This window comes from Bradyrhizobium nivariense (genome assembly GCF_029846695.2).
Taxonomy (GTDB): Bacteria; Pseudomonadota; Alphaproteobacteria; order Rhizobiales; family Xanthobacteraceae; genus Bradyrhizobium.
The window spans coordinates 57,986-73,402 of sequence record NZ_JARWCR020000021.1; the positions used below are offsets into that span (position 1 = coordinate 57,986).

A 15,417-nucleotide genomic window follows, 5' to 3' on the forward strand; every position below is an offset into this window, starting at 1 on the left:
TCGGCTCCAATTATCAGATCCGAGCAGTAGCAAATCGGCCGGCAGATTCAATGCCCGTGCAGGATCGGCGAGACCGGCAGCAGCGTCAGCAGCACGAACAGCGGGATCAGCACCGCGCTGGCACGCACGAAATAACCGAAGAAGCTCGGCATCTCGATGCCGTTCTCGCTGGCGATGCTGCTCACCATGAAGTTCGGAGCATTGCCGATATAGGTGAGCGCGCCCATGTAGACCGCGCCCATGGAGATGGAGGCGAGCGTGCCCGAAAGCTCATGCATCAGCACTTGCGGGTCGCCTCCGGCGAGCTCGAAAAACAACAGATAGGTCGGCGCATTGTCGAGGAACGCCGACATCAGGCCGGTGAACCAGAAATAGGCAACCTCGCGCGGCGTGCCGTCCGGCGCGGTCACGGCCGACAACAGCCAGGCAAACGCGCCATGATGGCCGGCATCGAGCATGGCAATGACCGGGATGATCGCGACAAAGATGCCGGCGAACAGTTTCGCGACTTCGCGGATCGGCTCCCAGGTGAAGCCGTTGGCCTGCCTGTGCTCCTCCGGCGTCAACCACACCGACAGGGCCGCAATGGCCAGCAGCACCGCGTTGCGGGCGATGTCTTCCAGCTCCAGCCTGGTTCCGAGAATGTCGAAGGCGATACCGGACTTCCACATCGCCGAGGCCAGCAGGCTCGCCACGATGGCTGCGATCAGCACCAGGTTGACGAGGCCGCGGATGCGGACCGGCTTCGCGGGACCTGCATCGGGTGGCAGCGGCTCGCTGCGGAAGCGCCAGAGGTCGACGGCGACGAAGATCGCGAGCAGCAGTCCGGCGACGATCGCCGTCTGTAGCCAAATGGTCCGCGTGGTCCAGAAGAAGTCGACGCCGTGCAGAAAGCCGACGAACAGCGGAGGATCGCCGAGCGGGCTCAGCGCGCCGCCGACATTGGCGACCAGGATGATGAAGAAGACGACGACATGGGCGTTGTGGCGCCGCGGCCGGTTGGCGCGGATCAAAGGGCGGATCAGGATCATGGCCGCCCCCGTGGTGCCGACGATGCTCGCCATCAGCGTGCCGAGTGCGAGGATACCCGCATTCGCCGCCGGCGTCGCCTTGATGTCACCCGTGACGAGAATGCCCCCGGCCACGACATAGAGCGAGAACAGCAGCACGATGAAGCCGAGATATTCGGCGAGCATGGCGTGAACGAGCGCGGCCAGCGTCGCCGTGCTCCCGGCAAGGATGACGAGCGAGGCCAGCGCCAGCAGCGACCAGGCCGCGGCGATCTTGCCGTAATGATGGTGCCAGACTTTTGCAAACAGCAGCGGCCCGAGCGCGATCGACAGCAGTAGGCCGGCAAAGGGCAGCGCATAGGGCCAGCGCATCGCCGCGCCGTCGAGCCCGGTCGCAGCCCATGCGTGCTGCGGCAACAGCACGACGAGGATCGCGGCGATGAACCCGCTCCCGCGCCGAACAACAAGCGGTCTAGTAAGCAATGAAGCGCCTCGCCGTTTCGATCGCACCGAAAGCATCGAGATTGTCGTGTCCGCCGCCCGCAAAGCGAACGAACTGCTTCGGTTCATGCGCGAGCGCGAACAGACGCTCTCCGAACACGATCGAAATGGCAAGGTCATTGGTGCCGTGCATCACCAATAGCGGCACAGTGACGCGCGGGATGCGCTCATCGGAATGAAACGGATCCCGCATCAGCAGGCGCACCGGAACGAACCAGAACGATGAAGCCGCAACGTCGACCGTCGACGTATAGGGGGCTTCCAGGATGAGTTTTCCAACACGATGCTCCGAGGCGGTCGCGACCGCGACGCCCGTCCCGAGCGAAAAGCCCCAGGTGACAATTCGTTCCGCCGCGTAGCGCGCAGTGGTGAAGGCGTAGGCGGCCGCGGCATCGCGCAGCAGGCCCTTCTCGCTCGGCGCGCCGCTCGAGCCGGCATAGCCGCGATAGGACAGCGCGACGAGGCCGGTGCCGTCCGTCGTCATGGCCTTGAAGCGGCTGACACGGCCAGCGAGAAAATCGCCATTGCCCGGGAAATACAGGATCACGGGGCGGCCGGGCCTCGCCGGCACGTGCCAGACGATGACCTTCTCGCCATCCGACGTGGGCAGGACATGCTCTTCGGCCTCGGGGAGGCCTGCGGCATCCGGCGCGGCGCGACCAGCGGGCGGGATCGGAAACAGCATCTCGCGCTGCCTGACATACAGCACGACGAGACCGCCGAGATAAACGGCCGCGAGCAGGATGGCGATCCATTTGACGATGGTCATGATGACGCAGCCGGTCTCCGGCTCAGGGCTTGCGACGGCTCCGCAGCAATTTCATGACATCGGGCTGGAGGCCCGCCGGAACGTCGCGGCGGCCGCACGCCGCCACATGGGCGGCGTGCCATGCGACACGCTACTCGCGCGTCGCCTTCAGTGGCATGCGATCGGACCGTTGCCGCTCCCTGTTCAGAGCCACGGTCCGCTCCCTTCCGCGCTACATCGCCTTGACGATGCTTTCAGTGACCTTCTTGGCGTCGCCGAGCAGCATCATGGTGTTGTCGCGGTAGAACAGCGGATTGTCGATGCCGGCATAGCCCGAAGCGAGCGAGCGCTTGATGAACATCACGGTGCCGGCCTTCCAGACCTGGAGCACCGGCATGCCGTAGATCGGCGAGGTCTTGTCCTCTTCGGCCGCCGGGTTGGTGACGTCGTTGGCACCGATCACGAAGGCGATGTCGGCCTGCGCGAACTCGGAGTTGATGTCCTCGAGCTCGAACACCTCGTCATAGGGCACGTTGGCCTCGGCCAGCAGCACGTTCATGTGGCCGGGCATGCGGCCGGCGACCGGGTGAATGGCGTACTTCACCTCGACGCCTTCCTTCTTCAGGATGTCGCCCATTTCACGCAGCGCGTGCTGGGCCTGCGCCACCGCCATGCCGTAGCCTGGCACGATGATGACCTTGGAGGCGTTCTTCATGATGAAGGCGGCATCGTCCGCCGAGCCGAGCTTGGCCGGCTTCTGCTCGCCGCCGCCACCGCCCGCAGCGGCGGTCTCGCCGCCGAAGCCGCCGAGGATGACCGAGATGAAGGACCGGTTCATCGCGTGGCACATGATGTAGGACAGGATCGCGCCGCTTGATCCCACCAGCGCGCCGGTGATGATCAGCGCGGAATTGCCGAGGGTGAAGCCGATGCCGGCCGCGGCCCAGCCGGAGTAGGAGTTCAGCATCGAAATCACGACCGGCATGTCGGCGCCGCCGATCGGGATGATCATGAGCACGCCGAGCGCCAGCGCGATGATGACGATCAGCCAGAAGTCGAGCGCGCTGCCCGACATCACCAGCCCGACGATGAAGACGACGAGCGCGATCGCGAGCGCGATGTTGATGATATGGCGGAACGGCAGGATGATCGGCGCGCCGCTCATCCGCGCGGACAGCTTCAGGAACGCGATCACGGAGCCCGTGAAGGTCAGCGCGCCGATGGCGACGCCGAGCGACATCTCGACCAGGCTCTGCGGATGGATGTTGCCGGGGGAGCCGATGTCGAAGGCCTCAGGTGCGTAGAACGCACCGGCGGCGACCAGCACCGCGGCCATGCCGACCAGCGAGTGGAAGGCCGCAACCAGCTCCGGCATCGAGGTCATCGGCACCCTGCGCGCAATCACCGCGCCGACGCTGCCGCCGATCGCTATGCCAAGGATCACGAGGATCCAGGCAAGGCCGTCCGCCGGCGGATGGCTGGCCAGCGTGGTGGCGACCGCGATCGCCATACCGATCATGCCGAAGAAATTGCCCTGCCGGGATGAGGCGGGGCTGGACAGCCCGCGCAGTGACAGGATGAACAGCACACCCGCCACGAGATACAGAACTGCAGCCAGATTGGCGTTCATCTCAGGTCCCCTTTGTCTTCGTCACCCCGAGGTGCACGCCGCTCACTTCACCTTCTTCTTGTACATCGCCAGCATGCGCTGGGTGACAAGGAAGCCGCCGAAGATATTCACGCAGGCGAAAATGAGCGCGATGAAGCCGAAGCCGCGCGCCCAGCCCGAGCCGCTCGAGATCATGCCGACGCCGACCGCGAGCAGCGCGCCGACCACGATCACCGAGGAGATCGCGTTGGTCACGCTCATCAGCGGCGTATGCAGCGCCGGCGTCACCGACCACACCACGAAATAACCGACGAAGACGGCGAGAACGAAGATCGACAGCCGGAAGACGAAGGGATCGACGACTTGTGCAACATGCTCCATGACGGCTCTCCTTAAACCTTCGGCTGGAAGTTCGGATGGATGACGGCGCCGTCCTTGGTCAGCGCGGTGGCCTTGACCAGCTCGTCCTCCCAGTTCACCGCGAGGGATTTGCTACCCTTGTCGACCATGGTCTCGATGAAATTGAACAAATTGCGCGCGTAGAGGCTGGAGGCCGACGCCGCGACGCGGCCGGCGACATTGGTGTAGCCGACGATCTTGATGCCATCGAGATCGGCGACCTCGCCCGGCCTTGCCCCCTCGACATTGCCGCCGCGCTCGACGGCGAGATCGACCAGCACCGAACCCGGCTTCATCGACTTGACCATCTCGGCAGAGACCAGCTTCGGCGCCGGCCGCCCCGGGATCAGCGCGGTCGTGATCACGATGTCCTGCTTCTTGATGTGCTCGGCGGTGAGCGCGGCCTGCTTGGCCTGGTACTCTTTCGACATTTCCTTGGCGTAGCCGCCGGCGGTCTGCGCGTTCTTGAATTCCTCGTCTTCGACGGCGAGGAACTTTGCGCCGAGCGATTCCACCTGCTCTTTCGTCGCGGGCCGCACGTCGGTCGCGGTGACGACGGCGCCGAGCCGGCGCGCGGTCGCGATCGCCTGCAGGCCGGCCACGCCGACGCCCATCACGAACACCTTTGCGGCCGGAATGGTGCCCGCCGCGGTCATCATCATCGGGAAGGCGCGGCCGAAGGCTTCGGCGCCCTCGATCACGGCACGGTAGCCGGCGAGGTTGGCCTGCGACGACAGCACGTCCATCACCTGCGCGCGCGTGATGCGCGGCATCAATTCCATCGCGAAGGCGGAGACGCCGGCATCGGCCATCGTCTTCAGCGCGGCCTCGTTGCCGTAGGGGTCCATGATGGCGATGACGAGCGCGCCGCGCTTGTACTGCGCCAGCTCGGAGGCTTCAGGGCGCTTCACCTTGATGATGATATCGGCGTCCTTCAGCGCATCGGCGCTGACGGTGGCGCCCACGGCGGTGAATTCGGAATCCGGCAGGCCCGACTTGAGGCCGGCGCCCGGCTCGACGGCGATCTCGGCGCCCAACGCCTTGAACTTCTTCACCGTATCAGGCGAAGCGGCAACGCGCGGCTCCGACGGATCGATTTCCTTGGCAACGGCGATCTTCATAGGCCCTCCGGCGACGCGGGAAAAAAGCGCGCACGCGAACTTAGCGTTACTCCCGTAACGTTGGATACCGGTTTTGGAACCGGCTTGTATGCAAATTCTATGAGCAGCCGCCGGCGCTGGCGGATGCAACCGGCGATAGTCAGGTCAGGAAGATCGCCATCAGGATCACGATGAGAGCGACCGAGACCGTGCCGTACTTCACCAGCTTGATGAAGCCTTCATAGGTGTGCTCGTGGGCAACGTAGTCGTTGCCGTCGGCGGTGCTGTACGCCACTTCGCTATGATCAGCCATCAATTGTCCCCAGTCGAAGTCGAATTTCATCGCTGGGATACCGCAAACTTTCGGGCAGGGCAACGGCACGGAGGCGCGGTTTTCCCGCAAATCAGCTCATTTGGAATTCCGATTGCCGGGATCCGGCTAGCCCTGATCGATCATCGTGGAGGTGACGCTCGCGGTCCGCCGCTGGGGCGCCGGAAGGTCGAGCGCCTCGCGGACCGCGTCGATGGCCGGCTCGCCCGCTTCTGTGAACCTGGCCGTGCGCGGATTGACGCCGCATCCGACCACCACCGGATTGTCACCGGACAGGAAACCGTGGGCCATGTGGAAGCCCAGCGCCCGGTAGACCTCGAACTGTTCCTCGGAGAAGAACTGGTCACCCGTGGTTTCGTGCGGGAACGTGGCATGCCGCCGCCCATAGTCGCGGATGTAGTCGTTCTCGTCACCGGTCAGGGACGACTTGAGGTAGACGAGATAACCAGTGTCGCCGGCCCCATAGTCGATGGTGCCGATGGCGACATGGACGTGATCCATCGGCTCGTCATCGCGCCGGCATCGGGACGTCGGCGGCTGCGCATTGCACGCCATCAACGCACGCGTGCGTTCGCGGATGGGCGCCCAGGGCAGGTCGATCCGTACGCCGAGATCGATGCGGGCATAGCGTTGCAGCGTCATCAGCGAGGCGAAGTTCATCGGCGTGTCCGCTTCGGCATCCACCGCGATGATGACCCTGCAACGCCGGCGCAGCAGCTCGTAGACGCCGAGATTTTCGATATGGCCGCCGTCGGTGAGATAGACACCGTCGCTGTTCTCATAGAGACGTCCGGAGATTTCGGACCAGAAATAGAGCGGCGAGAAGCGGCGGAACGAGCGCGCGTTCACGTAGCGCGGATTTCGCAGCCAATAGCCCAGCCGAACGTTGAGGAGGGCGAGCGTCGGCGTCAACGCCTTGATCGAGTTCGAGCCCATGTTCGACGATGCCGCGGCTCCGGAGATCGCCATGGCGGTCGCAAGGTCGAGACTTTGCTCGGCCCTCTCGACCGCCAATGTCGCCGCGTATCCGGTCGCCTCACTCCCGACATTGCGCGGTGAAAACACGAAGAAGTCGGCGTTGCGGCCGCGCCGGTTGGCAAAATCCGACCCTTGGATGTTCAGGGCCGTGTTGATGAGGTGATAAGGCGCCCGCAACCGGGCCCCGACATGTTGACTGTCAGCGGCATCGTCCGGGTTCGCGGCACCAAAGAGGTCGCTCAACTTCATGCGATCGAGCGGCCTGAAATCGCGGCCCTGGTCGAGGCTGGCCTCGGCGCGCGCGATGTCGCTCTCGGCCGGCCGGGTCGGATCGAAGAGGAAGGCCTTGCTCAACCTGTCGCGGTACAGCCTGTGAAGCGAGTTGGCATTCGGCGTCAAAAGCCAGGAGACCAGGAACAGCAAGATGCCCGTCAGCGCGTACAGGACGATCACCGGCAGGCTGAAGGAGTAGCCCGCGTCGGACCCGGACCCCTGAAACAGTTGCGGAAAGTGCGGCTGCACCTTGCGTGCGACCCACTGAGCTGCCGATTGGAGCCACGCCGGCGCGTGCCAGGTCGCCAGCCGATCCGAGTCCATCTCGACGCGCGGCTCGGTGAACGGCGCAGGCTTCGGCCCGGCTGTTTCGACGGCGGCGTTCCGGTCCAGCTGGATCTTGCCTGCGAGACCGCCCGGGAGCGATGCGTTCAATTTTGCCTTTGCAATACAGTCCCACTGCTCGGTTGCGGCCGAGCACGTCCTGAACAGATCGTTGGAGATGCCCCAATACGACAAATAGAGGTAGGCAACCCAGATGATCAGCGGCAAAGCGAGGCCTGCGATCCAGAGCGCGGCCTTGGCAACGACCGCAAGGAGCATCGATCCCCACTGCGAGGAGACGCTGTTGCCCTTCAACAACTCGAGGAACTGCTGCCGGAACGCGGTGACGAAGACCGCGACAGGCGCCGCGACCGCGGCAATCGACTGGATCCACGCCACCGCGACGCCGCCGACCGGCCCGCCGATCACGCTGCTGTCGGCAACGTCGAACATCTGCCCCAACATGAACGGCTGAAATTCGAAGAACGCGATGGCTGACAGCAGAACCAGGAAGGTCGCGCCCGCGGTCGGGACGTGCGAGCGGAATTCCTGGCGCTTGTCCGGGCCGGCAAAGGACCGGACAATCGCCCACAGGAAGAACAGAACGACGCCGATGATCGCCGTCGCCAGGGTGAGCGCGAAGTTCTTCACCTGGAGCAGGCGCGCGAAATCGCAGGCGATGCCGATCACGACGACGATGCCGGCCGCGTAGATGCACACGATGGCGGGGCCGCTGCCCCTTTCGGATCGCGAGCCGATGTAAGCCAGCACGCCGCAAGCGAGCAGGATCAAGGCAGTGATGGCGCCGACCGCCGCGAATCCGTACTGATTCACGAAGGTGAAGTCGTGCAGTTCACACGCCTTCGAATCGACGAAGCTCATGCCGAACAGATTCGCAACCGTCAGGCATGTCCGGGTCGGCGTCGACCAGATGGTGACGGCCGCCAGCATCAGGACGACCGGAAGGGTGATCCCGATATTGGCGATCAGCCCGCGCACCACGATGGCAATTCCGGTGAGGAGATCGCGCACGCCGGCGGGGATCAGATAGTTGGAGTAGTTCCTGATGTGCCCGACGGAGGGCGTATCGCTGATCTCGTTCGCGGTCGCGGTGCCACCCGACGGCCTCTCCCCGAAGACGAAACGCCCCGCGACCGTCATGGTCGCACTGAGCGAGCTGCCGATATAGCCGCCGCCCGAGACGGTCGAGAGATAGTCGATCCGCCGGAACAAATCGTGGTGGTTCAAGGCCTGAAGAACGCCGAGGCAGAGCGCCGAGGAGCGAATGCCGCCGCCGGACAATGCGAGCCCGGTGACCTCGAGCATCTGGCAGGATTGCAGACCATCGGTGCGGAGCTGACGCGTCTCCTCGCGGCGGGTGTTGATCGCCTCGATTTCGTCGCGGACGATCTGATGATGCTTCTCGCACCAGGGCATTTCATCGGCGGATCGAGGAGTCCGGGCTTCAACAGGATGGGTGGGCTGTAACTGATCGAGCATGCGTGCCTCCCCTGGGTGGTGGAGCACCGGCAATCAATGGTTGTAAAATGAACAAAAAAATAGCCTTATGAAATTTAGTCGCGCGGGGGATGCGAACGTTCAATCCTGCATCGTAGACGCGCGTGACCCGTGCGAAGGTCGCAAGGCGCCGCGACGGCTGGAACTTGCGCCGGCGCCGCATTTCGCGAAAATGTGTCGAGGCGCGCTTCAGGGAACTCGCAGCGTCGGCTCAGCCCATCGCTTCCAGCTCGTCGATCATCCCCGCGATGACGCTAAGCCCGCCGTCCCAGAACTTTGGATCCTTGGCATCGAGCCCGAACGGCCGCAGCAGCTCGGAATAATGCTTGGTGCCGCCGGCGGCGAGCATGTCGAGATACCGCTCGGCAAAGCCCTCGGCCGCGTTCTCGTAGACGGCGTAGAGCGAGTTCACGAGACAATCGCCGAACGCATAGGCGTAGACGTAGAACGGCGAATGGATGAAGTGCGGGATGTACATCCAGTAATTCTCGTAGCCCGCCTTGATCTCGATTGCCGGCCCCAGGCTCTCGCCCTGCACCGACATCCAGATCTCGCCGAGCCGCGCCGCGGTGAGCTCGCCGTTCTTGCGTTCGGTGTGGACCGCGCGCTCGAAGGAATAGAACGCGATCTGCCGCACCACGGTGTTGATCATGTCCTCGACCTTGCCGGCGAGCAGCGCCTGGCGCTGCTTCGCGCTCCTGGTCTGCGCGAGCAGCCGCCGGAAGGTCAGCATCTCGCCGAACACGCTCGCGGTCTCCGCCAACGTCAGCGGCGTCGGCGCCATCAACGCGCCGTTCTTGGCGGCCAGCACCTGGTGCACGCCATGGCCGAGCTCGTGGGCGAGCGTCATCACGTCGCGCGGCTTGCCCTGGTAGTTCATCAGCACGTAGGGGTGCGCCGACGGTGTGGTCGGATGCGAGAACGCGCCCGGCGCTTTGCCCGGGCGTACCGGCGCATCGATCCAGCGGTCGGCGAAGAAGCGCTCGGCGATATCGGCCATATGGGGCGAGAAGCCGCGATAGGCTGTCAGCACCATGTTCCGCGCGTCAGGCCAGCCGATGACGTCGGTCGCCGCAAAAGGTAGCGGCGCGTTGCGGTCCCAATAGGCCAGGCGCTTCCTGCCGAACCAGCGTGCCTTCAGCGCGTAATAACGATGCGACAATTTTGGATAGGCCGCGCGCACGGAAGCAACCAGCGCATCCACCACCTCGCGCTCGACGCGGTTGTTCAGATGGCGGGAATCCGCGACGTCCTTGAAGCCGCGCCAGCTGTCGGAGATGTCCTTGTCCTTGGCCAGCGTGTTGGTGATCAGCGCAAAGGTGCGCTCATTGGCCTTGAAGGTCTTTGCGAGCGCCTCTGCCGCGGCCTTGCGCTTGGCGCCGTCGCGGTCCTGCAACAGATTGAGCGTCGGCTCGATCGCGAGCTCCTTGGGCCCGACCTTGAAGCGCAGGCCCGAGATGGTCTGGTCGAACAGCCGGTTGAAGGCGGAATAGCCGGTCTGCGCTTTCTCCAGGAAGAGCTGCTCGAGCTTGTCGTCGAGCTGGTACGGCTTCTCCTTGCGCAGATCTTCGATCCAGGGACGATAGTGCGCGAGTTCGGCGGCCTGCATCGCGCGGTTCAAGATTTCGTCATCGACACGGTTGAGCTCGAGCGCGAAGAACAGCAGATGCGTCGATGCAGCCGTCAGCCGCTCGGAAACGTCGCCGTAAAACTTTGAAATCGCAGGGTCCACGCTGTCGCCGGCATGAACGAGGCCGGCGTACGAGCCGAGCCGGCCGGCGAGGTCGTCGATCGCCTCATAGCGTCGCACGGCTTCAGTGAGCCATTTTCCGCCATCTTCCTTTGCTGTCCCTGTTGCGAGCTTGCCCTTGTAGTCGGTCTCGAACGCGACGCAATCGGCATCCATCTTCTCGAGGTCGCGCGCCACTTCCGGCGCATCGATCCCGGAATAGAGGTCGGCGAGGTTCCACTCCGGAAGCTTGCCGGTCTTGCTCGCAGGCTTTGCGAGTGAAGTCTTGGAGGACTTTGCCTTGGCGGATTTCTTGGTGCTCGGCTTGCGGAGAGCGGGTGAGCTGGAAGCAGACTTTTTAGGTGCAGACTTCTTTTTGAGAGCAGACTTTTTAAGAGCAGACTTGGAGCGCGAATTCATTGTGTGGGAAACCTGTGTTCAACAATCGCGGCGACGGGCGGGGGCATCAAGGTTTAAGAGTGCGTTAATCGGCTTCGGCCAGAGTGCCCCGATTCGAGACAGATAGTAGTAGCGTGCGGGGAACACCATGGCTGCCAGTATTTTGATCGCCGACGATGACGCTGTAGCCCGCCGGCTGGTCGAGAACATGGTGCAGAAATGCGGCTATGAGACGATCGTGGTGGACTCCGGCGACGCCGCGATCGCCGCCCTCACCGCCCCTGACGCGCCGGCCATCGACGGCGTCATCCTCGATCTCGTGATGCCCGGCCTCGACGGCATGGGCGTGCTGGCGAAAATCCGCGAAGCGGGCCTCAGCATCCCCGTCATCGTGCAGACCGCCCATGGCGGCATTGACAATGTGATCTCGGCGATGCGCGCGGGCGCGGCCGATTTCGTGGTCAAGCCGGTCGGCCTCGAGCGGCTCCAGGTCTCTCTTCGCAACGCGCTCAATTCGTCCGCGCTCAAGGGCGAATTGCAGCGCATCCGTCACAGCCGTGAGGGCCGGCTGACCTTCTCCGACATCATCACCCGCGCCGAGGCGATGGCGGCCGTGATGCGCGCAGCGCAGAAAGCAACAAACTCCTCGATCCCCGTGCTGATCGAGGGCGAATCCGGTGTCGGCAAGGAGATGTTCGCGCGCGCCATCCATGGCAGCGGCGAGCGCAAGGCAAAACCGTTCGTCGCGGTCAATTGCGGCGCGATCCCCGACAACCTCGTCGAGTCCATCCTGTTCGGTCACGAGAAGGGTGCCTTCACCGGCGCCACCGAACGCCACACCGGCAAGTTCGTCGAAGCTCATGGCGGCACGCTGTTTCTGGACGAGGTCAGCGAGCTGCCGCTGACCGCGCAGGTCAAGCTGCTCCGCGCGCTCCAGGAAGGCGCGGTCGAGGCGGTCGGCGGCCGCAAACCCGTGAAGGTCGACGTCCGCATCATCTCGGCGACCAACCGCAGGCTGCTTGAGCGGGTGAAGCAGGGCCACTTCCGGGAAGATTTGTTCTATCGCCTGCACGTGCTGCCGCTGACGATCCCCTCGCTGCGCGCCCGGCGCGAGGACATCCCGCATCTGCTCAGGCATTTCCTGGCGCGCTTTGCCGCCGAGGAGAACCGCCCCATCACCGGCATCAGTGGCGACGCCGTCGCGCACCTCGCCCAGCTCGATTGGCCCGGCAACATCCGCCAGCTCGAAAACGCGGTCTACCGCGCCGTGGTGATGAGCGACGGCGACCAGCTTGGCCTTGACGACTTCCCCCTGATCGCCTCGCAGCCGCATCCGGGAACAGACATTCCGACCGCGCCGCTGATGCTGGAGCCGATCGCGGTCCCCTCCGTCGTATCGGGTAACGAAATACCGATCGCGCCGCTGCCCTTGGCGGGTGCCCTCTCCATGCTGACCGCGACCGGCGACGTCCGACCGCTGGAGGACATTGAGAACGAGATCATCCGTTTCGCGATCTCGCATTACCGCGGGCAGATGTCCGAGGTCGCCCGCCGCCTCAAAATCGGCCGGTCCACCCTCTACCGCAAACTCGACGAAGCCGGGGTTCCCGGCCATGGCGGCAAAAGCGGTGAGGAGACGCACTGAGCCTCATGCGAACGGAGGTTCGTGCGGGCGGTGCGAGACCACTGTAAGCCGTTCGCATGACGACAGAATTCGACTGCGATGTGGACCGTGACTTGGAAGTGACAGACACAGGGAAAAGCGCGTGGCAGAAGCGCACAATCCGTTGCCAAGAGGCTTCCTTGAAGTCAGTTTGTCGTGAGTTGTCCCGGGTAGCGCTGGCCGCGAAATCGGGGCCTGTATATCGTCTGCGTAGGAATCGTTGCGTGCAGGCGTGCGACTTTCGAGAGGCCGGCGCGGTTTAGCCGAAGCTCAATAGGCGATAACGAAGCTGTTCCACGGGGGACAGTTCACCCGAGGGGTGCGACACAATGCGTGACTGTTTGAACTACCGTGCGGGCTTTGACCGTGTCTTGATGACGGTCGCGGCGACCTTCCTCACGGTATCGGCCAGCTCGGCCTTGGCGCAGGATCAGGCGCGCAGCAGCGCTGCCGAGCTTGCGATCGAAGCCGCGATCCCGCGCCCGGAGCCCGCAAACGTCCCGCCCCCGACCGCATCCGACATCAAGCTGGATACCACCGCCACGATTCAGGAACCCGCCAAGGAAGCTCCAAAGCAAGCTGCAGAGGAGCCAGCGAAGGCCGAAGCAGCGCCGGCTCCCGACAAGGTCGAGACCAAGCCTTCCGACGTCGCCACTGCGGCGCCGAAGAGCGAGACCGCCAAGACGGAGCCTGCCAAGTCCGAGCCTGCCAAGTCCGAGCCGTCCAAGGCTGACACCGCAACTGCCCCCGCCGCAGCGCCCGCGGCTGAGCCGCCGAAGGACGTCGCCAAGGAGCAGCCGGCCTCAGAGCCGGTGAAGGCCGCGAGCAACGTTCCCGCCGCCGACCAGCCGGTCGCCGACAAGCTCAAGGATATCATCGGCACCAAGACCTCGCGCTATCTCGACCGCAAGAACGAGCGCGCGGCGATCGAGAAGTTTTACGGTGCACGCGACTTCGCGCCGGTCTGGACCCAGGGCGGCAGCCTGACCGCTGCGGCCAAGGGCGTGATCGCACGGCTGAAGGATGCGGCGTCCGATGGTCTCAATCCCGCCGATTACCCGCTGCCGGACTTCGCCGCCGCCACGACACCCGATGCATTCGCCGATGCCGAGCTCAAGCTCACCGCCAGCGTGTTCGACTATGCGCGCCAGGCCCAGAGCGGCCGCATGCACTGGTCGCAGGTCAGTGGCGACATCCTCTATCCCGAGCATCCGGTCGATCCGAGCGAGGTGCTCGCCAAGGTCACGACCGCGGCGGACGCCTCCGCGGCGCTCGACAGCTACAATCCGCCGCAGAAGCTCTACAAGGAGCTGAAGGCGAAGCTCGCGGAACTCCGCGGCCAGGGCAACGGCCCGGTGATCGAGATCGCAGACGGTCCGGCGCTGAAATACACCCCGGCCGGCAAGAAGCAGGCCGAAATCGTCGTTGAAGATCCGCGCGTGCCGCAGCTGCGCACCAAGCTCGGCATCACCGAGAACGCCAGCGACACCCGATATGACGCGGCGGTCGCCGAAGCCGTACGCAAATTCCAGAACAGTGCCGAGATCAAGGCGACCGGCATCCTCGACGACAAGACGGTCAAGGCGATCAACACCCCGAAGCGCGACAAGCAGATCGACGTGGTGCTGGTGAACATGGAGCGCTGGCGCTGGCTGCCGCGCGACCTCGGCGTCCCCTCGCTGGGCGATGCCTATGTCATCCTCAATATTCCCGACTACACCCTGAAGGTGATGCAGCGCGGCCAGCAGGTCTGGACCACCCGCGTCGTCACCGGCAAGCCGGGCACGCATGCGACCCCGCTGCTCACCGAGACGATGAAGTACATCACGGTCAATCCGACCTGGAACGTGCCGCCGTCGATCGTCTACAACGAATACCTGCCGGCGCTGCAGCAGGACCCGACCGTGCTCCAGCGCATGGGCCTCAAGCTCGAACAGAACCGCGATGGCTCGGTGCACATCTCGCAGCCGCCGGGTGAAGCCAACGCGCTCGGCCGCATCCGCTTCAACTTCCCGAACAAGTTCCTGGTCTATCAGCACGATACGCCGGACAAGAACCTGTTCGCCAGGGACGAGCGCGCCTTCAGCCATGGCTGCATGCGCGTGCAGAACCCGGATCAGTACGCCTCCATCCTGCTCAACATCGCGCAGCCGAACGAGAAGTACACGCCCGAGCGCGTGCGCAGCATGTACGGCAAGAGCGAGATCGACCTGAAATTCCCGACCCCGATCCCGGTCAACATCACCTATCAGACCGCATTCGTGGACGATGGCGGCAAGCTGCAATTCCGCAAGGACGTCTATGGCCGCGACGCGACCATGATCAACATCCTGAAGAACGGCCGCGGCAAGGACCTCGAGAACGTTGTGGCGCACTCCCAGCCGAGCTATTCGCGTCCGTCGACGACGCTGCCGCCCGGCGTGGCGGTGGCCAACAATGGGGGCGGCTTCGGCTCGTCCGGCCCGAACTTCTTCGAGCGGCTGTTCGGGGCTCCGACGACCCCGCCGCCGGCTCCGGTCGGCCGCCGTACGCAGCAGCGGGTGTTCACCCGCTGAGGTCTTCTTGACCGGCCTTTCTGAAATTCTTCAATAGAAACAGCGACCTCATTCTCCGGATGGGGTCGCTTAACGTTAACCATTCTCCACCCGCGCTCGGGCAGCGGGCGTTTTTTCGCCACACTCGGCCGCTTAGGTCGGCAATCTGACTTGGGTTTGTGGGCGGGAAGGTCAACCTCAAATTAACCTTCTCGCTTTAACAAAGCGTTCATCCTCTTTCGCGCGCTAGCGGGGTTGGCGGGAGAGTCCATTTTGAACGCTGGTCGACTGGGTGGGCTCT

10 protein-coding genes are annotated in these 15,417 nt (G+C 64.3%); 2 read left to right on the plus strand and 8 right to left on the minus strand.

Translation table 11 applies throughout. The features are described from left to right. Positions 1-47 precede the first annotated feature (47 nt). The 8 genes from QCM77_RS19150 to QCM77_RS19185 form a co-directional block, all read right to left on the minus strand. Positions 48-1,529 (minus strand): sodium:proton antiporter, encoded by a 1,482-nt coding sequence (locus QCM77_RS19150; RefSeq protein WP_279684307.1) that lies wholly within the window; start codon positions 1,527-1,529, stop codon positions 48-50. Then, complete coding sequence (locus QCM77_RS19155) at positions 1,483-2,280, minus strand: alpha/beta hydrolase (RefSeq protein ID WP_279684308.1); 798 nt, start codon at positions 2,278-2,280, stop codon at positions 1,483-1,485. Before QCM77_RS19155 ends, QCM77_RS19150 begins: the two co-directional genes overlap by 47 nt. A 211-nt stretch (positions 2,281-2,491) precedes the next feature. Beyond that, positions 2,492-3,889 (minus strand): NAD(P)(+) transhydrogenase (Re/Si-specific) subunit beta, encoded by a 1,398-nt coding sequence (locus tag QCM77_RS19160; RefSeq protein WP_279683433.1) that lies wholly within the window; start codon positions 3,887-3,889, stop codon positions 2,492-2,494. Between the two features lie 42 nt (positions 3,890-3,931). After that, positions 3,932-4,249 carry a proton-translocating transhydrogenase family protein gene (locus tag QCM77_RS19165; RefSeq protein ID WP_018453812.1) on the minus strand — a complete coding sequence of 106 codons (318 nt, stop codon included), beginning with the start codon at positions 4,247-4,249 and terminating at the stop codon, positions 3,932-3,934. 11 nt (positions 4,250-4,260) lie between these two features. Continuing rightward, the gene (locus tag QCM77_RS19170; protein ID WP_279659205.1) at positions 4,261-5,388 is read right to left on the minus strand and encodes a Re/Si-specific NAD(P)(+) transhydrogenase subunit alpha; all 1,128 of its coding nucleotides are present in this window, start codon (positions 5,386-5,388) and stop codon (positions 4,261-4,263) included. A 139-nt stretch (positions 5,389-5,527) separates the two neighbouring features. Continuing rightward, entirely contained in the window at positions 5,528-5,680 is a 153-nt protein-coding gene (locus QCM77_RS19175; protein ID WP_279659204.1) for an aa3-type cytochrome c oxidase subunit IV, read from the minus strand. 126 nt (positions 5,681-5,806) lie between these two features. Continuing rightward, positions 5,807-8,773 (minus strand): patatin-like phospholipase domain-containing protein, encoded by a 2,967-nt coding sequence (locus QCM77_RS19180; protein ID WP_279684309.1) that lies wholly within the window; start codon positions 8,771-8,773, stop codon positions 5,807-5,809. Between the two features lie 229 nt (positions 8,774-9,002). After that, positions 9,003-10,940, minus strand: coding sequence for a M3 family oligoendopeptidase (locus tag QCM77_RS19185; protein ID WP_279659201.1), 1,938 nt, complete (start codon positions 10,938-10,940; stop codon positions 9,003-9,005). A 127-nt stretch (positions 10,941-11,067) separates the two neighbouring features. Between QCM77_RS19185 and QCM77_RS19190 the strand changes: the two genes are divergently transcribed. After that, a complete protein-coding gene (locus QCM77_RS19190) occupies positions 11,068-12,564 on the plus strand; it encodes a sigma-54-dependent transcriptional regulator (RefSeq protein WP_279659200.1) in 1,497 nt (498 codons plus the stop codon). 347 nt (positions 12,565-12,911) lie between these two features. Continuing rightward, positions 12,912-15,137, plus strand: coding sequence for a L,D-transpeptidase family protein (locus QCM77_RS19195; protein WP_279684310.1), 2,226 nt, complete (start codon positions 12,912-12,914; stop codon positions 15,135-15,137). Positions 15,138-15,417 lie beyond the last annotated feature (280 nt).